18 protein-coding genes are annotated in these 18,908 nt (G+C 56.8%); 5 read left to right on the top strand and 13 right to left on the bottom strand.

The genetic code is table 11. The features are described from left to right. Positions 1–127: 127 nt before the first annotated feature. The 5 genes from NLK58_RS02260 to NLK58_RS02240 all read right to left on the bottom strand — a co-directional run bounded on the left by NLK58_RS02260 (position 128) and on the right by NLK58_RS02240 (position 6,367). A complete protein-coding gene (locus tag NLK58_RS02260; protein ID WP_117617061.1) occupies positions 128–538 on the bottom strand; it encodes an ACT domain-containing protein in 411 nt (136 codons plus the stop codon). A gap of 387 nt (positions 539–925) precedes the next feature. Beyond that, a complete protein-coding gene (locus NLK58_RS02255) occupies positions 926–2,344 on the bottom strand; it encodes an FAD-binding oxidoreductase (protein ID WP_319922341.1) in 1,419 nt (472 codons plus the stop codon). After that, positions 2,308–3,702 (bottom strand): FAD-dependent oxidoreductase, encoded by a 1,395-nt coding sequence (locus NLK58_RS02250; RefSeq protein WP_341581946.1) that lies wholly within the window; start codon positions 3,700–3,702, stop codon positions 2,308–2,310. Before NLK58_RS02250 ends, NLK58_RS02255 begins: the two co-directional genes overlap by 37 nt. A gap of 10 nt (positions 3,703–3,712) precedes the next feature. Continuing rightward, positions 3,713–5,155 (bottom strand): aldehyde dehydrogenase family protein, encoded by a 1,443-nt coding sequence (locus tag NLK58_RS02245; RefSeq protein WP_341581945.1) that lies wholly within the window; start codon positions 5,153–5,155, stop codon positions 3,713–3,715. A gap of 27 nt (positions 5,156–5,182) precedes the next feature. Then, positions 5,183–6,367, bottom strand: coding sequence for an aromatic ring-hydroxylating dioxygenase subunit alpha (locus NLK58_RS02240; protein WP_117620239.1), 1,185 nt, complete (start codon positions 6,365–6,367; stop codon positions 5,183–5,185). Positions 6,368–6,637: 270 nt separating this feature from the next. Between NLK58_RS02240 and NLK58_RS02235 the strand changes: the two genes are divergently transcribed. Next, positions 6,638–6,832, top strand: a complete 195-nt coding sequence (locus tag NLK58_RS02235) for a BCCT family transporter (protein WP_264756459.1) — start codon at positions 6,638–6,640, stop codon at positions 6,830–6,832. Then, complete coding sequence (locus tag NLK58_RS02230) at positions 6,814–7,452, top strand: BCCT family transporter (RefSeq protein WP_264756458.1); 639 nt, start codon at positions 6,814–6,816, stop codon at positions 7,450–7,452. Before NLK58_RS02235 ends, NLK58_RS02230 begins: the two co-directional genes overlap by 19 nt. Positions 7,453–7,510: 58 nt before the next feature. Here NLK58_RS02230 and NLK58_RS02225 read toward each other — a convergent pair whose 3' ends face one another. Beyond that, positions 7,511–8,437, bottom strand: coding sequence for a LysR substrate-binding domain-containing protein (locus NLK58_RS02225; protein WP_117617058.1), 927 nt, complete (start codon positions 8,435–8,437; stop codon positions 7,511–7,513). Between the two features lie 370 nt (positions 8,438–8,807). Here NLK58_RS02225 and NLK58_RS02220 point away from each other — a divergent pair, with 370 nt between their 5' ends. Then, positions 8,808–9,710, top strand: a complete 903-nt coding sequence (locus NLK58_RS02220) for a hypothetical protein (RefSeq protein WP_117617057.1) — start codon at positions 8,808–8,810, stop codon at positions 9,708–9,710. A gap of 95 nt (positions 9,711–9,805) precedes the next feature. Here NLK58_RS02220 and NLK58_RS02215 read toward each other — a convergent pair whose 3' ends face one another. Continuing rightward, positions 9,806–10,234: a MarR family winged helix-turn-helix transcriptional regulator gene (locus tag NLK58_RS02215; RefSeq protein WP_117617056.1), complete on the bottom strand. Its 429-nt coding sequence runs from the start codon at positions 10,232–10,234 to the stop codon at positions 9,806–9,808. Positions 10,235–10,311: 77 nt separating this feature from the next. Between NLK58_RS02215 and NLK58_RS02210 the strand changes: the two genes are divergently transcribed. Beyond that, positions 10,312–11,124 (top strand): amidohydrolase family protein, encoded by an 813-nt coding sequence (locus NLK58_RS02210; RefSeq protein ID WP_117617055.1) that lies wholly within the window; start codon positions 10,312–10,314, stop codon positions 11,122–11,124. Between the two features lie 469 nt (positions 11,125–11,593). Beyond that, positions 11,594–12,163, top strand: a complete 570-nt coding sequence (locus tag NLK58_RS02205) for an NADPH-dependent FMN reductase (RefSeq protein ID WP_117617054.1) — start codon at positions 11,594–11,596, stop codon at positions 12,161–12,163. Here NLK58_RS02205 and NLK58_RS02200 read toward each other — a convergent pair whose 3' ends face one another. The 6 genes from NLK58_RS02200 to NLK58_RS02175 all read right to left on the bottom strand — a co-directional run bounded on the left by NLK58_RS02200 (position 12,164) and on the right by NLK58_RS02175 (position 18,908). After that, positions 12,164–13,027, bottom strand: coding sequence for a DUF1989 domain-containing protein (locus tag NLK58_RS02200; RefSeq protein WP_117617053.1), 864 nt, complete (start codon positions 13,025–13,027; stop codon positions 12,164–12,166). Positions 13,028–13,150: 123 nt separating this feature from the next. After that, positions 13,151–13,882, bottom strand: coding sequence for an SDR family NAD(P)-dependent oxidoreductase (locus tag NLK58_RS02195; RefSeq protein WP_117617052.1), 732 nt, complete (start codon positions 13,880–13,882; stop codon positions 13,151–13,153). A gap of 43 nt (positions 13,883–13,925) precedes the next feature. Beyond that, the gene (gene lpoB / locus NLK58_RS02190; RefSeq protein ID WP_117617051.1) at positions 13,926–14,525 is read right to left on the bottom strand and encodes a penicillin-binding protein activator LpoB; all 600 of its coding nucleotides are present in this window, start codon (positions 14,523–14,525) and stop codon (positions 13,926–13,928) included. A 60-nt stretch (positions 14,526–14,585) separates the two neighbouring features. Beyond that, complete coding sequence (locus NLK58_RS02185) at positions 14,586–14,990, bottom strand: YcfL family protein (protein ID WP_117617050.1); 405 nt, start codon at positions 14,988–14,990, stop codon at positions 14,586–14,588. Positions 14,991–15,000: 10 nt separating this feature from the next. Then, positions 15,001–16,521 carry a COG3014 family protein gene (locus NLK58_RS02180; protein WP_227539400.1) on the bottom strand — a complete coding sequence of 507 codons (1,521 nt, stop codon included), beginning with the start codon at positions 16,519–16,521 and terminating at the stop codon, positions 15,001–15,003. A 161-nt stretch (positions 16,522–16,682) separates the two neighbouring features. Continuing rightward, positions 16,683–18,908, bottom strand: a complete 2,226-nt coding sequence (locus NLK58_RS02175) for a PepSY domain-containing protein (protein ID WP_341581944.1) — start codon at positions 18,906–18,908, stop codon at positions 16,683–16,685.

Here is an 18,908-nt window from a genome sequence, read left to right as displayed (position 1 = left end):
GTCGTTGTGGTAGGGCACCAAGGCTTTGTCTCGGCGCCCGCCGGCGTGGGGCAGATACTGAATATAACCCTGGATCAGTGACTCAGGGAGTTTTGAGGTGGCGTCAGCTGCTTACCGTTGCCCGGCTTTAGTCGCCGGGTTGGCTGGCGAGCACTTTCAGTGCTTCCATGGCCTCATCAATTCGATCACTGGGCACGAACATGTGGTCGTGATAAAACCCTGCGATGACATTGGTGGTAATGCCCCGGTCGGCAAGCAGGCTCGTTACCACGGATGTGAGGCCCAGAGCTTCAAGACTGGAGTGGCCTTCGAGCGTGATGCGGCGGAAGACTCTGTAGTAGTCCAGGTCCTCGGATTTGGCCTGTGCCAGAGGAATGACCAGAGTAAGACCTTCCAGTTCGGCAATGCTGACAATGGGTTTGAGCTTTTCCAGCTCACCATACTTTGCACGAGCCACTGTGCAGTAGACATAGGACGTTGAGTCCAGTTTTGGCGAGAGCTGCTTGATTAAATCCTGGAGAAACTGTGTTTGCTTCATCTTTAACTATCCTCTGGCCGAATGTCGTGGACATGCCGAAAATTTAGCACTTTCTGTGGTCGTCCAGAGCAAAATATCATTATCCGTGCATGGAGGCTTAAGTACCCCAGCGTATACCTATACTCTAAACGCACTTCCCCGATAATCCAGGAAACAAAGGCACGGACTTTGTCCATCCGGAATTTCGCCTCGGGTGCACCTCATCAACGCAATTCCTCTACCGGTCAGAACTGCTCTCTGTCTACCGCAGATTCCTACTAAAGCATAGGCCAATTTTAGCCGTTTGTTACCGGGACCGTCGGTTGATTGAGCTCGGTTTCGCGATGATCAAGGTGAACGGCTCGAATGTGTGCTGGTTATGAAAACTCCCGAGGGTTGGCCTGCACGCTAGAGTTCACTGCGGCTGGCCCAGGCAGCGTGAGACATTCGAGCCCTGACCCCAACACCCAGGAAAGGCTGCGGTGGGTTGATAGCGGGTTTTCCAGACACTGCCAGCATATCCGCCAACTGGCTGGAATTCTGGCCTGTGGCGAGCTCCGCAATGAGCCTGCCGGAAATGGTGCCGCGGGCCACACCGACACTCTGGTGAACACCTGACATCCATGCCTGTTCCCCGACTTCGCCGAAAAACGGGGTGAAATTGCGGGACAAGCCACAGGCGCCACCCCAGGTGGAATCGAAAGGCACATGATCCAGTGATGGGTAACGGGCCAGGAAGGAATTCCGATGGCCCTGACGAATGGCCATACGGCCGGCCAGGTTGTCGTGGTATTTGGGTACGAAGCGGTACTGATTGCGAATGATCAGTCGCCGATCCGGTGTCAACCGAACGGTGGTGCCAGCGTGGTCGGCGGGTGTAAGACCAAAATGATGCGGCGCCTGGGTGAATAGCCCCATCTCCTGATCGGTAAGTTGCCGGGTCATGCTGGCGAACGTCATTACCGGCAGAATCCGGTTTTTCAGAAAGCCGAATTCCTGCGAATAGATATTGGATCCCAGGATCAGTCCCTTCGCCTGCACCTCACCCTCTGGCGTCAATGCATGCCAGTAGCCGTTTCTGCGGGACAGTCCAACAACTGCCGAGTTTTCAAAGAGCTGTACGTTCTCCGGCAACGTTGCGGCCAATCCTCTCACCAGTGCCGCCGGATGCATCAGGGCGGTATCTGGAGTATAGATTGCGGCGGCGTAGTGAGAGGTGCCGAGAATGGGGGTCAATGCCTCGCGTTCCAAGCGCTGGTAAGGATAGTCAAACGCCTTGAGCAACGCCTCATACCCGCTCAGGTACTTGAGCCCGCGCTCGCCCACTGCACCCTGGTACTTCCCCGCCAAAGACCAGTCGCAGTCTATGCTATGCCGTTTGATCAGGGTGTCCAGATCACTGATCGCCGCCCGGTTGAGGGTCAGCAGCTTTTGCTTGCGCTCAATGTTGTTGTCTTCCAGGTCACGTTTGTGGGGGAGGTCAATCACGAATCCGGTATTGCGTCCGGAAGCGCCCTGCCCGACTCGTAACGCATCAAGCAGCACCACCTGGTGATGCGGACGTAACTCGCCGAGGCGCCTTGCCGCCGCCAGGCCAGTGAATCCCGCGCCAATGACCAGCCAGTCAGCGACGACCCGGTTGGCAAGCCGCCGCGCCTGGGGCGGCTCGTCAAGCAGGTGATACCAGCCGTTGCATTTATCATCCTGAGGAATAATTGCCTGGGTCATCTTGGGTCCCTCGTCGCTGCGCGACGTCCAACTGGGTTTCTGGTTGATTGATACGACGTCCCTCATGCCGCCGAGGCCATGCCACACGCCTTGATCCATTCGCTGCGCCTGGCCATTGCTTCCTCACCTACCAGGGCAAAACCGGTCATCACACCATCTGTGTTGTAAAAGGCGGCCCGAATACCATCACCACTCTGATCCGTTTGCCACCGGCCGTTGCTTCCTTCAGGGGGAACCACAACACAGACCGGCGCCGCCGGTGTTTTCACCAGCACGGGCATGGTCGGGTAGCTCACCGCAGTAGGGCTGCCATCCAGGGTTGCGGCCAGGGCCCGAATCCCGGCATTGATCGGCGCCAGATAAGGCAACAACTGCCCTTTTATTTCAACGGCATCACCGATCGCGTACACGTCAGGCGCGGACGTGGCAAGGTAATCGTTCACCCGCACACCTCGCCCGCAATCGATCCCGGCTTGTCGGGCCAGATCCGCGTTCGGGACCAGACCAACCGCGCTGATCACCAGATCGGCGTCCAGCTCTGTGCCATCGGTCAGGGTCAGCCGGACATCGCCGGCCGGCAGTCTCTGGACATCCGCCAGAGAACAAGACAGGTACCACTGGACACCCACGGAACTCAGCGCCTTGCGCAGGACGGCACTGCCGGCTTCCGGCAACAGCCTTGGCAAGGGACGGTCGGCAAGGCCAACCACCGTCACCCGATGGCCTGCCTGGGCAAGATCATTGGCAAACTCACAGCCAATCAGCCCGTCACCAACGATGGTGACGCGCGCTGGCTCGTCCAGAATGTCCAGTTTGGCCCGAAGCCGCTGATAGTCCTGACGGTCGTTGACCGGAAGCACGGAATTCTGGTCGCCGGTAAAACCGATCCGGATCGGCCTTGCACCGGTTGCGAGAACCAACTGGCCATAGTCGATCTCACCCAGCCGGGTAACCAGTACACGTTGCTCATGATCAAGGGAAAGCACTGGGCAGAATGCGTGTACACGAATGTTGAGTCGTTGCTCAATAGACAGGGCAGACTCCTCAAGCAATCCCCCGGCATCTTTCCCCAGAGCCAGCGCATTGGAAAGCGCTGGTTTCGAGTAAAGGCCGCCGTCATCGGCTGTGAAGACATGAATCTCACGCCCCGGGTTGCGGGCGCGCAAGGCTGCGGCAACGCCATAGCCTGCGTGACCGCTGCCAATAATCACAACCGGCCCGGTTGGCGATACACTGGCAGCGACCTGTTCCGGGAACTCAACCGGGACCTCGGCCTCCGACGGGCTGTCTTCACTGATATCCAGCATTTCAAAATCGGACTTACCGACACCACATTCCGGGCATACCCAGTCCTCAGGCACATCCTCCCAGCGGGTACCAGGTGCGATTCCGTCGTCAGGCCAGCCCTTGGCCTCGTCATAGATCAGGCCACAGATAACGCAAAGCCAGGTTTTCATGATGTCGCCCTCACTCGCCGGAAATCCGGATGGCAATATTTCGAGTCTGCACGTAGCTGTAAAGTGCTTCCTGGCCCTTCTCCCGACCGAAGCCGGAAAGCCCGACGCCGCCAAACGGTGTCTCAATGCCACCGGCAAACCATTCGTTGATGAACACCTGACCACCTCGCAGTCTGCGGGCTGTCCGAAGGGCGCGATCCAGTTGTCGATCAAAAACCCCTGCCACCAGACCGAATGCGGTGCCATTGGCAAGCTCAACGGCTTCGTCTTCGGAATCGAAGGGGTGAATCACCAGAACCGGGCCGAACACCTCCTGCTGGAATATCTCACTGTTGACCGCCACATCGACGAACACAGTCGGTTGCATGAGGTAACCGGCGGTTCCGGAAACCCGTTCGCCACCAGTGAGACATCTGGCACCGTCGGCCATGGCACGCTGGCACATGCCCTCGACCTGAGCCAACTGAGCCTTGGACACCAAAGGCGTGATGTACCGATTTTCAAAACCGCTACCGATGGACAGACTCTCTGCCAGTTCGGTCACCCGCCTGGTCACTTCGGCCAGGCGGGAACGGTGCACCAGCAGCCGTGACATCGCCGAGCAGACCTGGCCGGAGTTGAAGAAAATGCCACTCCGCACGCTGGCAAGTACCTGCTCAATGTCGGCGTCGGGGTGTACGATAGCAGCCGATTTGCCGCCCATTTCCATCACGCAGGGCGTTGCATGCTCGGCGGCCGCCCTGAGAATGCTCTGGCCGGTGGCGACCGAACCGGTGAAAACGATCTGGTTGGTGAGTGCACGTCCCACCAGGTGGGCGCCTACCAAAGAGCCATCTCCGCACAGCAGGTTTACCGCACCTTTGGGCAGCCCGGCCCGTTCACAGGCTGTCATCAGGAAAGTCATCGCCAGCGGCGAGACTTCCGGCGACTTCACCACCACGGCGTTGCCAGCTGCCAGAGCCGGCGCCAGAGAGCGTGCGCAGATCGACGGCGGGAAATTCCACGGCACAATCTGCACAGAAACGCCCATAGGCTCATAGCTGGTGAAGTCCACGTAACCATCGCCCAACGGAATCGACACACCCTCGATCTTATCCGCCATGCCCGCGTAGTATTCGAAATACCGCGCCGCTTCTGTGAACTCGCCCCGGGCAACGTCAAGGGATTTGCCGTTTTCCCTGCTCAGAACCGCTGCGGCTTCTTCGGTCAGTGCTCTGATTTCGTCGGCGATTGCCAACAGCCAGGTGACTCGCTGGGCCGGGCGCACGGAACTCAGGGCACACGAATCGACGCAGCGACGCGCTGCTTGCAGAGCCGCATCGGCGTCGCTTGTGCTGGCGTCGGCAATTTCAGCGTACGGTTCGCCAGTTGCCGGATCGTCGATCAGTCGATAAGTTTCGGCACCTACCCAGGTACCGTCAATGTAGTTGTAGTAACGCTCAAGCCTGGTCACGGCGCGCTCCTTTTTTAGTGTCTGAGGTCAGGCGGCGGCTGATTGATTGCCGACACGGCGAGCCACCCACTGATGGAAAAAGTGTGTGGGATGATCAAGCACCGGCGAAAAAACGCCGCCCTGGAAGCCCGGAGACTGACGACCACGCTGCATGCCTTCAACAACGCCGATATCCTCGCCAAATACCACTCGCCAGGATTCCAGAGTGGAGGTTCGGCAAGCCGCATAGGAGTCCTTCGCAGCCTCTTCACCAACGTAATAGACCCGCAAATGTTCTTTGGTCTGGCCCGCGGAAAGTGGCTCAAGCATCATCGCAAAGGCATGGTCCGCCTGGATGCCCAGCAGCACATTGGGGAACAGCGACACGTATTCGGCATGTTCCAGCTTGTCTTCTGGCCATGACGGGAACTTCGGCAGGTGGGTGCCGGCGACATTGGACAGACGATAGGCAAAGCTGCCCTGGCCCGAGCAATGCTCGCCTTCCTGGATGTTGTAATGGTCTTCAAGCCTTGAGTAGCTGTTCAGGCTTGGGTGAACCCAGGGTAAATGATAGCTTTCGCAATAATTCTCTACGGCCAGCTTCCAGTTGCAGTTGACAGTCATTTCCAGGCTGCCGCCCATGTTGACCCTTCGCATCAAGTCAAAACCATCAGCGCCAATGAAGTCGCGCCAGCGGTTCTCCAGCGGCGCAATGTGCTCTGCAAAGTCAGGACCCTGTCCATCTGCATTAACAAAGACCAGGTCCATCCACACCACACTGCGCAGAGGCTTGAGGCCATGCTTTTCACACTTGAAGCCCTCTACCTTGTGCTGGCCAACCCCACCGATGTGGGGCGTGCCCTTGAGGTTGCCATTCAGATCGTACGTCCATGAATGGTAGGGGCAACGGATCACCCCCTGCACTTCTCCTTCCTCTGCCACCAGTTGCATGCCGCGATGGCTGCAGACGTTGTGAAACACCTGTACCAGGCCGTCTTTGTTCCGCATCAACAGCAGCGGTAAGCCCATGAAGTCAACAGGCTTGACGTAGCCGCTCTTGACCAGGTCACTGGCAAAACCGACGCAGACCCAGGTTCCGGCCATGAGCGTGTCTCGCTCATGATTGAAGAACGCCTCACTGACATAGGCGGCGTTGGGCATACCAGTGGAATCAGAGATGGGTGCGAGTACGCTGTCCAGTTGGCGAGCGGAGATCAGGTTCGGATTTGTCATGATGGTCTCACTTTCGAAATTGCCTGTTGGATTGTTGTTGTTCTCTCTCTGGCCTACTTCACATATGGCCCCGGATTGAGTTGATTCTGTAGTGGGGGCCCTGACCTGGACAATCGACGATTTTTCATCGATGGATGAGTAAAAATAATCCATAGCGCAACGTCGTTTGACGGCTCATGAGGTTCGGTCGAAAGGTGGCGATTTCATGACAAAATCTCATCTGCGAATCCCTTCTCGGAAGGGTTAAGCGCAGAATCAGCCAGTGCGGCGATGCGTCTGACCTTTTTCCATTGGGGCCTTCATCCCTGGGCCACCTTTATTATAGTGGCACTATCGCTGGCCTATCTCGCGTACCGCAAGGGATTGCCCCTTACGCTCCGCTCCATACTTTACCCATTCATCGGCAACCGGATTTACGGTCCCTCCGGCTGCTTTCTGAATGGAATATGGTGCTGTCCGTTGTGATCGTGATCACCATCCTCGCGATCGGACCAACCCGCTACATACTCAATACACTACTGGAAACCACCGGCGACTATGCCAGCAGCCTGCTGAGTATGAGCTTGTGGAGCGATACCTATGCCGACACTGGCTGGCAGAACTACTGGACAGCGTTTTACTGGCCCTGGTGGATGACCTGGGCACCTTTCGTCGGCATGTTCATCGCCCGAATTTCCCGGGGCCGTACGATCAGGGAAATGATTGGTGGAGCACTGATTGTTCCGACTCTGGTGACTTGCGTGTGGATGTCCGTCTTTGGCGGCGCTGCCCTGTACCAGGAGTTGCAGGCTCAAACCGCCTACAACGAGGCGGTATCCGAAGACGCTGGGATTGCGGCAACAGCCTTCACCGGCGGTGATGTTCTACAGGCCACTCAGGCAGACACCACATCGGCTCTGTTTACCATGTTCGCTGGCCTGGATGCTGGTGCGCTGGGCAGCATACTCTCGATTCTTGCAGTGCTGCTGCTGGCAACCTATTTCATCACCTCGGCCGACTCGGGAACACTGGTGCTCTGCATACTCGACAGCGGCGGACATGCAGGCGCAGAGACTACCACAAGCGCGAGGCCCGTCCCGGCCTGAACGTCCGACAGCAGGCAAAAAATCCCACTGCCGCGAGGCAGCGGGGTTTGTTTTCCGATCAGGTTAAACCAAGGTCGCCTACTTCCTTCGGGATCGTTCCCAGCAACCACTGCTGGAAAGCTCGAACACTGGCGTGCCGTGATGGAGCCTGGGTCGGCTCCAGCATGCAGAATCGCGCGTTTGTCTTCAGCACGGTATCCATAGGCCTGACCAACTGGCCGCTCAGAAGGTAGTCGTCAACCAACTGCCCCCAGCCAAGCGCCACTCCCTGCCCCATCAACGCAGCCTGCACAAGCATTGAGTAACTGTTTATATGGAGGCTTCGTTTGGACGACCGGGTCTCTGCGCCCACTTCCGCAAACCATCGCTTCCAACTGACCCAGTCAATGTCGGAATCCTCCAGGGACAGCAAGGTGCAGTACTGCAACGCATCGGGTGTGTCGATTGGGCCATGGTTCTCCAGATAGTCTGGGCTGCACACAGGAAACACTTCTTCATAAAAGAGTGTTGTCCCCTTCATTCCCGGCGGCGGCGTCTGGCAGTAGAAAAGTGCGATATCAAACTTTATCCGATCAAGATCTCGGACCTGTTCAAGGGCCGTGATACGCAGATCAATATCGTCGTGTTGCTGTTGAAGGGCCGTAATTTTGGGCAGTAGCCAAAGCGAGGCCATGGCGCTCGAGGTGGCCACAGTAACCTGTTGCATGCTCCGCCATGAGCGCACCTCGGACGTGAGAGAGGAAATCTCAGCAAGTGAACTGCGAATGGTCTGGGCGTACTGCAAGCCCACCATCGTAAGATTCACTTTGCGCGTCGCCCGCGTGAACAACGGTTTGCCCAGATAATCCTCAAGCACACGAACCTGCCGGCTGATTGCACCCTGGGTAACATTTAATTCGTCGGCGGCGCGGGTGAAGCTGAGGTGACGCGCCGCAGCTTCAAAGGCCACCAGACTGTTGAGGGGCGGTAAGGGTGAAATTTTCATTATTGTTGAGCTACCCTTGTACGCATAAAAAAGATCACCTTGAATCGGGCGTCAATACGCACTCCTTGCTACTTATTTTGCTCTTACTCAACACAAAATAAAACCTGCATCTCTTATGACTGATTGGGTTTTTAATCTGCACCGATAGACGTCCACACAAAGTACTCACCGTTCTAATTCAAATTTGCCGTTCACATAATGATGGGCGTGCCACTCATTTCGAAGATGACATTTCCGCCGTTGCATCTTGCGAGACTGATTTCGCCTGAGCCCGACATCACTTTCTCCTCAGTAATGCTAGAGCTCGTTTTTAGTCCGATTTCTATTTACCATGGTGGCCTCACTTTTTTGTCAGGGACGACATTGAACGATGGTAAAGCATCGCTTTCGTTACTCTTCCAGCATCCTCAAAACAAACCACTTGCTTGCCGGAATCGGAGCATTGCTGGCATTCCTGTTTGGCAGCCTGTTTTTGGTATTGCCAAATGTTGGTGAGCTGGATGTAAGCCAGCTTGTTCTGAACGAACAAGGTAATGTGCCTTTCGAGCTGCACTTGCTCGCGGTTCTTCTGCTGGTGGGCTGTGTTGTGGTCTTTGCCAATCGCCAGGTCTGGTTGGAGCTGGACAGCGAGAATCTCACGATTCACATTCCGCGTTTGACGGGCCTTGGGCTTTTTGGGTTGACCACGGTGTCTGGCGTCACAGGCAATGCCGATTTTACCTCGACCCCCGTTAACCGAACCGGGCCGCTGGCAAACCACTTTAACTTGCTGCAACACAAGGGCATGGTCATCCAGCTGATTCTGCTGGCCGGGCTCGCCACCTATGCGCTCGTTGATTATACCCTGCTCACCAACTACCTTGTTTCCGGTGACTTGCCACTCTGGCCCTTTGTGTCGGCGGGACTGCTGGCAGGTGCCCTCGGTTTTCAACTTGGGAAAGGTGCTCCGGGAGCAGAGCGCCTGGGCCTCGCCGCCCTGCTCGGTGTCATTGCGATGGTGGCCGCCTACCCTGGCCTTCAACGGTACACACTGATGAATTCTCCCGAACCAGTGGCCGTAGCTTTCAAGATGACTCAACCCGGCTACTTTGAGCACTCTGACTATCCGGCTATCAACCAACAGGAAAGCAGCATCCCGGAATACTGGCAGAGTCTGCCTTCAGGAGAGCCTTACACATTCTTTTTACATGAATCGGGGCTGGGTTTTGGTCTGATCGACATGTCACCGTTTTACGAGAAGAGCCGTGCGTTTTATCGAGACAGTGAGCGTTAATACGCCAATTTAACGTCGGATCATGCAATCGGATAGCCTTGCTCTAGAGGCTAGTGCCGAGCGCCTTGGTGTCCGAGGTAAACGCCCGGTTTCTATTAAACGTCCAGCGCCTTCAGCAACTTTTTCAGGCCAGCGGCCAATCGATCAACCTCATCCGCTCCCAGCCGGCTATCGATCAAGCCATTGATCGCAGAAAACGGCTCCTGCATTTTGTCCAAAGCTTTCAATCCGCGGTCAGTGACTGACAGCTCCCACACCCTCGCATCCGTTTCTGACCTGCTTTTGGTTATGTAGTCCGCCCTAAGCAGGCGATTGGTCATTGTCATAACAGCACTTTCTCTTTGCGCGAGTTGGTCCGCCACAAAGCGTTGGGAAACAGGTCCCCTATTGGCAATGATCGAAAGGGCAGCGGCTTGGGCCGTTGACAGGTCCGCCGCGTCGGCGAGTGCGGCGTCTGCACGTTTTTTTAGGCGGTGTGCGGCGAGTTGCAGCAGGAAATAGAGTCTTTGATCGGATGCGGCCATGGATTTCCTTGTTGATTGTAGGAATTCTGTTCTAAGATACTCCTACATATGTGTAGTAATATCAAGAGGAGGTTCCGATGAGTGCAATTGATGTGTGGTCACAAGTAATGACCGAGCGCATGGCAAGAGAGCCCTGGTTAGAGCCTCTGTTGAAGTGGACCAAGCAGACCGGTGCGCCAGTGGTTCCCACAGTGGAATCGACCATTCAGGTAATGGATGAGGCGAGTGTTGAGATATCAATTCTGTCGGCGTGGCATGGTCCGACGGGATCACTGATAAGCAATCAGGAGGTCTCAGACCAGATCGATCAGGCGCCAGACAGGTTTCGTGGCCTGGTGTCAGTTAACCTCAATGAGCCGATGCAGGCCGTAAGAGACATCCGCAGGTGGGTTGATAAGGAGAGGTTTGTTGGCGTCAGAGTCGTGCCCTGGCTCTGGGATTTGCCACCCAATGATCGCCGGTATTACCCGATATACGCGGCCTGCGTTGATCTTGGCGTTCCATTCTGTACCCAGGTTGGCCACACAGGACCACTTTTGCGTTCGGAAACCGGAAGGCCAATCCCCTACCTCGAGGATGTCTTGCTGGATTTTCCAGAGTTGGTTGTGGTTGGAGGCCATGTGGGGTTTCCCTGGATCGACGAACTTATATCTCTAACGATCAAGTTCCCCAACTTCCACGTTGACACTTCTGCCTATGCGGTTCACCGACTACCGCCAAATTTCATCGAGTACATGAAAACGATTGGCTCGAAACGTGTCATGTTCGGAACCAACTGGCCAATGCTCTCGCCAGCGCAGTGTCTGAAGCATCTGGAAAGCCTGGCGTTATCGGAGGAACAAAAAAACGCCTTTTTGTCTGGAAATGCTCGACGGGTCTTCAGTCTATGACCGATGTTCCGTGACCTCCCTCATTTTTCGTCAGCCTTCCTTTCCCCGCAACCTTGAGCTAGTTTTAAGTCTTAAGCTGCATTTCCCGCATTGTTCACCGCTTCATACCGGTTAACGGAGATCAATGGTGAGTAATCCAACCAGGTCCATCGAACTTGACTGCCACATTGCCCAGAACTGTGGTGCCATAGAGCTAATCATTCAGCTAAGAAAGAGAGATCTTGGTGGGTTTTTTCCTCCTTGAAAGGACAGTCGCTCGAACTCCCCTATGCTGTTGAGCGCGCAATCTATGTCGCTCAGGGAGCGCTCAAAGCAGCGGATACCGACATCCGCAAATTCGCGATGGCCGTATCTGGCGACCCGCTTAAACTTCAGCAATTTACGATGAACTGTGAAGGCTTTATCTTAATTGGACTCACTTCTGGGCTCTTCTTGGCGCCAGCAAAAAAACAATGGTTAAGGATCTACAATGGCACTCAAACTTCATACAATCATCTGCAGTACCCGCCCCGGAAGGGTTGGACCATCTATCGCCAAATGGTTCAATGAGTTCGCCAATGCCGACGGGCGCTTTGAGTCCAAACTGATCGACCTGGCGGACTTCCAACTACCGATCTACAACGAACCCAATCATCCGCGCCTACAAAAATACGAGCACGATCATACCAAGGCTTGGTCAAAAAGCGTCGATGAAGCGGACGCCTACGTTTACGTTATCCCTGAGTACAACTATTGCCCACCCTCCTCGTTCACAAACGCACTGGATTACGTTTACAACGAGTGGAATTACAAACCGTGCGGATTCGTGAGTTACGGTGGCGTATCAGGAGGCCTGCGTTCTGCACAACTTGCAAAACAGCTGGTAACAACCTTGAAGATGATGCCGATGATGGAGGGAGTGATGGTACAGATGCCCTGGAATTTGCTGGATGAGAATAAAGTGTTCCAGGCAAATGAGCACCATGAGACTTCTGGGAAAGCGATGCTTGAGGAACTGGAAAAATGGGCCCAGGCCTTACAGGCGATCCGTCAGGGGTGACTAACCCTGTTTCTTGATGGCCGCCCAATCCACGCTGGGGTTCTGGCGCCCATGCTTCCCTTTGTAAGGAGCATAGTCCGGGGACGCCCAGTTCCTCAGAAGCTCCGGCTTGACCCGATAAACCTCCACCCCCAGCGGATGACAGGTTTGTAGGGGATCCTTGGCGTTTTCGCCCCAGAGATCCACCGAGAGATCTCCGCCCGGACAACAGGACATCGCACACAGCAAGTCAATCTCGGCGAAAAACTCAAGATAGTCCCCTTTTCGCGCCGGGCAGGCTTTCATGAAGTACTGATCATCCTTGTTAAGACCGGTGCACTGGAAGATGTTCAGAACATCGTGGACATCAAATTCCGTCAGCCCGAACGGCTCCACGGCTCGCACCAGATTTGAATGACAGTGGAAGTCAAAATCCTCGCCAGTCAGCAGGCGATTCACATACGGGTCGCACCGCGTCCCCAACAGATCATGAACCCGACCACCTTCACTATCTACCCCGTAATTCGCGAGCGTATCGTCAATAATGGTCGCCATCGGTCGCAGGTACGGCAGGGTAGACCATAGCCGGTCATAGTTGCTGACATGAGCCCGCTGCAACTGCCGGGTACGGGACGCCCACATCCGCTCCCGTGGGTTATGCAGGCTCCACATATTGAAGTCGCCAACCTGCGACCCATCGATAATCTTTACCCGAAACACATGGCCCGCGGGCACCTTCCATGCAAGACCATCTCTCACGGGAACCGTGTACGTGGCCACCAGTTCACGTTTCGTGCTGGCATCAGTCAAGGTGTCGTAGAACGCTTTATCGACATCCAGTACGGAGCCTTTGTTTGCCCGGTACGCTGCAGCAACGTCAGACATTTCAGTTTCTCCTTCTAATAGGGGGCACCTGCGCCATCGCCACCATTCCCTCACCCGCATCGAAACCCGCCTTGCTGAGCGCATCCACCAGAACCTCGCGGGATGAAATGTGTGGGTAATGAGCTACCAGGATTCCGAGAAAGGACGGGCATCCTGCTCGAAGGTCCAGGCGGAGCGAGGCTGCCTATGGAGCTGCCAGTAGATTTCCGCGAGGTCGTCCGGCTCAACGATGCCCCCATCTCCCTTGCTGGCATAAAGGTCAGGCAGAAATTCAGCGGTTGCCTCGTTGCGGATGAGCCCGTCAACAACCACGTGGGCGACATGGATACCCTGTGGCCCCAGCTCCCTGGCCATACTTTGGGCCAGGGCCCTCAAGGCATGTTTGCCACCGGCAAAGGCCGCAAAGCCACGGCCACCTCTGAGGCTGGCCGATGCACCGGTGAACAGGATAGTGCCTTCGTTGCGAGCCAGCATCTTTTTCGCCACTTCCCGCCCGACCAGAAACCCTGCCAGCGCACACATTTCCCAGACTTTCCGGTAAACCCGGGTGGTGGTCTCGCAGATGTCGAACCGGACGTTTCCACCCACATTGAACACGGCAACCCGAATGGGACCCAGCTCGGCTTCCACCTGATCGATCAGTTCGCTGACCTGTGCCTCGTCACGGGCATCGGAGTGAATCGCCGTCGCACTGGAGCCCAGCGCAGTGATTTCGGCCCTCAGTCCATCCAGATCGCCCCGGCGACGGGTGATTACAAGATGAAAGCCTTCCCGCGCAAAACGCCGGGCTATGGCCGACCCGAGATGGTCGCCGGCCCCGATCACCACTGCGATTGGCTTGTCTGTGGTAGCCATTTTATTCTCCTGATCCATGCACGTTGCGGAATTCCCTTCCCGGTCACCAGGCCACGCCCTTATCCGACCCCCTCTTGATAATCGGCGTTTCATTTTCCCAGATGGCCAGGCCATTCTGGAGGTCGGTGAGGCTGAGCTGGAAGTAGTATTCCACCTGTTGTTCGTCTTTCACTTTATGATTGCGCTGGATGATCTTGCCGGACAGGCTCAGGTCCGGCGCTTTTAACGTGCCCTTTTTCTGCACGCCGGACTGGTCGAATTCCTCGGAATTGCGCAGTTCACGGGCCTTTTCATTCATGGCGTCTTCGGCGCCATCAACGCCGACGGCGGTGGTTGTGATGACTTTGCCGGAGCGCAGCAGCCCCACCCGGATCTTTTTCACCAGTTGATCCGTATCGATGCGCTGCATGGTGTCGTTGACGATCCGGCTCACGGCCATCACGTAGCGATCGCCGCTGGGGTTGTCAACGGCGCCGCTGGAGAGCAGGTCCTGCAACGCGGCATCGGCGGCCCGCTCAAAGTCGCGGTAGTCCATAGTCATGGCAACCGCGCCATCATCGGCTGCCGGGTCGATGTAACGTGTTGGGGTCGCGCAGGCGGCCAGGAGTGTTGAACACAAAACGACGGGCACCCATTTATTCATTACTCATTCCTTTTCGCATAACGCACAATGACAGTTTTATGGACGGCGATATCATCCGGCTCAGGGTTCGCGGTCCTCACGTAAGTGAAGTTGGTAGCTGACGACCTTTTCATGTGGCGCTGTCGCCGTAAAGAAGCGGGTCTGGTTCGGGAGCACGCGGGCGGGACGATACCCTTCACCGACACCGGGCACGACCATGCCCTCTGCATCAAACCAGGTGACAGCCCATTCCATCAGCGTGTCCTGATACGCCTGCACCGCGAACTGGATTTTGAGCAGATCGCCGCCGCCCGGCATGTCGATCCGCTTTTCGAGCAACTCTGTCACCGTCACAAAGCCCCCGATCTCAGGATCGACCCGGAGATCGTCGCGCTGCACGACTTCCCTTTCCGGCTGTATGGGCGCGCAGGCGCCCAGCAAACTGGTCACGAGTATCAGAACGGCTAACTGCATCATTCTGGACATAGTGTCTCTCCTATAAAGGTGCGGACGTCTGGTTCGAGGGGGCTGGCAGCACCAGGCGTTGTCCGGGATTGTTCCCTTGCAGATCCAGTAACATTACCGTAGCCGGGCTGACCATGGTAGGCCGTTTGACGTAAATCAGCGTGAACGGTTGATCCGGCACCTTTATCCGGCCCAGCAACCCCTGCTGGCTGTCTTTCAGGGTGAGGTTGCCGTCGGCCGGTCGCTCAAGCCGGGCAACCTCCCAGTGATCCGGCAGGGCCTGCCAGCCCCGCAGGTCGGCCTGGGTGGTGGCCAGGGTGTAGATAATTGAGCCAATCTGGCCAACAGCGCCCAGTTGTTCGGTGGCCTGATACTGCATGACTCCCTTTACCACGGCCGCTGAAATTGCGCGGGTCAGGATGCCGGGGAAGCGCGCCTGCATTTCCGTACGAATGACCCTGCCCATCTGGGCCATGGTGTCCGTGTTCACTGACGGGCCGTCACCGGAACTGGCAATCAGGTTGCCGGGCACAGCGCGGCGGTCTTTGTAGCGCGGGAGCGCGATGGCGGCGAAAATCAGTGATGGTCGATCCCGGGGAGTCACAATGAGCGGTACGTCAAAGCGAACTTCCTCGAGTACCGGCCCCAGGCCGTTTTCGTAGAGCACCCAGACCATGGGCGGCAACTCTTCCCGCCGGAGCTTGCCTGCAGCCAGTGACTGAGCCAGTCGGGCATCAACCGCCAGCGTTGGATTGCCCGGCGTCATACGGGCAACCCGCTCGAAGGAACTGACCGCTCGATCAATATCCGACTGGCCGTTACCCGCAGCGAGAAAATACAGGCCGTGCAGGTAGGTACTGACCGGCACGATATAATCGGCATACACAGCCCAACCCGCCGGATCACCGTAGCGGTCCTCCAGCACTGAGCGGAATTCCCTGCTTTCAGCGTTGCGGCGCACTGAGGCGGCATTAGTGGGCCCGGACTGTACCGCCTCGCGCTGGGCCCGAATATCTTCGGAAAAATAATCCACCGCACGCCGGGTCCGGTCATCGGCCCGGTTGAATTCTACCCGGGCAAAGTCGCTGTTGCCCTTTGCCAGAAAGGACAGCCCCTTGTAGGTATTCACCAGAATGGCCTCAGACATCAGCGCCCGGTAATCCCGCGATGATTCGTTAACCAGTACCGAGGCGACCTTTCCCATAGCGGAAGAAGCCACCGTTTGGGTATCCAGGTACTTCATGCCAGACTCCGCCTGGTCAAAGGCGCTGATGGCGGCATCGTAATCGCCCGCCAGGCGGTAGGCTTCGCCCAGGTGCAGCAGTTCCAGTACCCTATCGCCGGAACGGCCATTCTGCCCGCTGTCTTCCTTTTTCGTCGGCAATGCCATGGCGTTGGCGGCAGACTGATAATTACCCCGATCGTATGCGCTATTAAAGGTTGCCATCCGGTCACGCTGCTGGAAGGCGGAACAGCCCACAATGCCCGGCAGGAGGATCATTGCTATGGAGAGGTTCAAAAAACGGCTTGGCAATCGGCTGTTCAACATCATTATCCCGAGCGGCGCCTGGAACTGGCAGGTCTGATAGAGAGTCCGAAGTCATTGGCTTTGCCCCCTCATGGGTGAGGAAGAAAACCGCAGTTCGGACTCAGCTATGGCAAGAATACATCAAGTGAACCGGATATGTTTCCGGACCACACTATCGATGGCCCTCAGTAGACATCCTCCAGATACCGCCCCTCGGCTCTGAGAGTTTCCACATCGGTGCGCAATGGCTCGAGAATGTCTTCAATGACCTGCATTACCCCTGCTGCCATATCCCGGCCACCACAGACCAGGATCTGAGCCCCCTTTTCAACCATCTGACGCACAGCGATCTGATCCTGCCTGAGCTTATCCTGAACATAGACACGCTCGTCAGATCGAGAGAACGCCGTATTCAGGGCCGTCAGCCGATGGTCTTCAAGGTAGCGCCCCAGCTCGGGTTGATACAGAAAATCCGACTGCGAACTGCGCCCACCCCAATAAAGATACATAGGATGACGTTCGGTATTTTTCCGGATAAAACCGGTTAGTGGGCCAATCCCTGCACCGGCACCAATCAGAATAATCGGGGTGTTGCCAGTCGCTGGCCGAAAGCCAGGGTTATGGCGGATAAAGCCATCGATACAATCCCCAGGCCTGAGCTCGTGTAAATATCCGGAGCAAAGACCACCAGGTTGTTTGCGTACGCATATCTCCAGAATCCCGTCACTGGCAGAGGATGCCAAAGAGTAAAATCGCGCGGCCTGGCCATGCGGAGGCATGACACCAAGCAGGTCGCCCGCGTCAAATGGTGGCAGAATTTTGCGGCCTCGGAAGAGAAACTTCGGCCACCGGCCCCGACCCGGCTCTGCCGCCCTGAAACGAAGGATGCTGGTCGGTGCCTGCACGGCGAGCCCGTAATCCGCCCGCTCCACTAGTTCCAGCTTTACCGTGGGCGGCGGCAGCGGATCGTGGCTCAGCGAAAGCGGAGTCCCGATAAGCTCACCGACCTTGTCTCCCCATTCGCTGAATTGCGTGGCGGAACACCGATCAATCAGCTCAATGGTCTGCAATTGGCTCAGGCCTTTACTGGCGAGCGCCCCATCCACGTCCAAGGCAAACTGACAGAAATTCGGAAACTGGCTGTCACCAAAGCCCAGAACGGCATATTTCAGGGTCTTCTCGCCCCTGAAATCACTGAGTCTGGCCATGAACCGGCGAGCGGACGCCGGCGCGTCGCCGTCGCCATAGGTTGAGGTCAGTACAAAAAGCAGGGAGGCCTGCGGATAATGGTCAGCCAATGCGTTCATCTCGCTGCAATGCACCCGAAAACCTGCCTTGTTCAGGCTGCCATGGAGTTCCCGGGCAAATCCCCTGGTAGTATTACCTTCGGAACCGACGAGGATAATAGCTTCAGCCTGAGAGACATCGGCATTGTCCGGAATCTGCCCTGACGACCGGCGACGTCGCCACCAGATGCTTATCCCTGTCACCGAGAGCACCGGCACGGTCAGCGCCGCAGCTCCGAGAATCAAACCCAGCCACCACAGGCCCTCGCCGGTATGCAAACTGATCATCCACTGCTGGAACACGCTACCGCCAGAGCGGGGCTGGTACTTCAGCAGCTCACCGGTCGCCTGATCAACAAACCCGGAACCGCCGCTGGTGGTCAGTGAATAGACATCCTGCGGGTCATCAGGATAGGGAAACACCAGTTCCCGAAATTCGCTGAGGTCCACCTCCGAGAGGGCGCCCAGCGTTGCCACCGGAGCCGGTTTTCCACCAGAGACCTCAGCAGGGAAAGTCGGCCCGGTTTCGGGAGTTTCCGGCAGCAAACCAAAGCGCTGTGCCGACATATAACTGCCGGTCAATGCCGACAGCAGCAACCCGAGAACGGCAAACCGGGCCAGTTCGGAATGAATCCGTTTGCCGCCGGAACCGGCGAATGGCCGTAACAATGCCTTCCAGCCGCCGGTCCGACGGACCAGCAGCAGAATTCCGGAGATGCAGAGAAGTAGCATCACGGCGGCCATCACCCCGGCCAGCCCCCGGCCCGCGTCATCCAGCAGAAACGAGCGATGCAGGTCCCTGATCCAGATAAAAAAGGCCGATGGCTCATAGGGCGCAATGCCTTCGCCAGTCAAGGGATTAACCAGATCCGCCCCGGGCCGGCCGTCACGGTTGTAATAAACGACTACTCCACCTGAAGGGCCACGCACAATCTGTTCGGTTCCCGGGTAATGGGCCACGACCCGTCCTGCCAGCTCCGCCACGCTTACCTCGCCAGCAGCCGGGATCACAGCTGCCGCCCTGTCCATGGCGGGCGCCAGGGCCAGTACCGCCCCGGTGACGGCAAGCGTCACCAGGAACAACGCCACTAGCAGACCCGGTAAACCGTGCAATTGTCGCAACAT

This window comes from Marinobacter metalliresistant (genome assembly GCF_038098645.1).
In the GTDB taxonomy this organism is placed as follows: Bacteria; Pseudomonadota; Gammaproteobacteria; order Pseudomonadales; family Oleiphilaceae; genus Marinobacter; species Marinobacter metalliresistant.
This window is presented reverse-complemented; position numbering and strand designations above follow the sequence as displayed.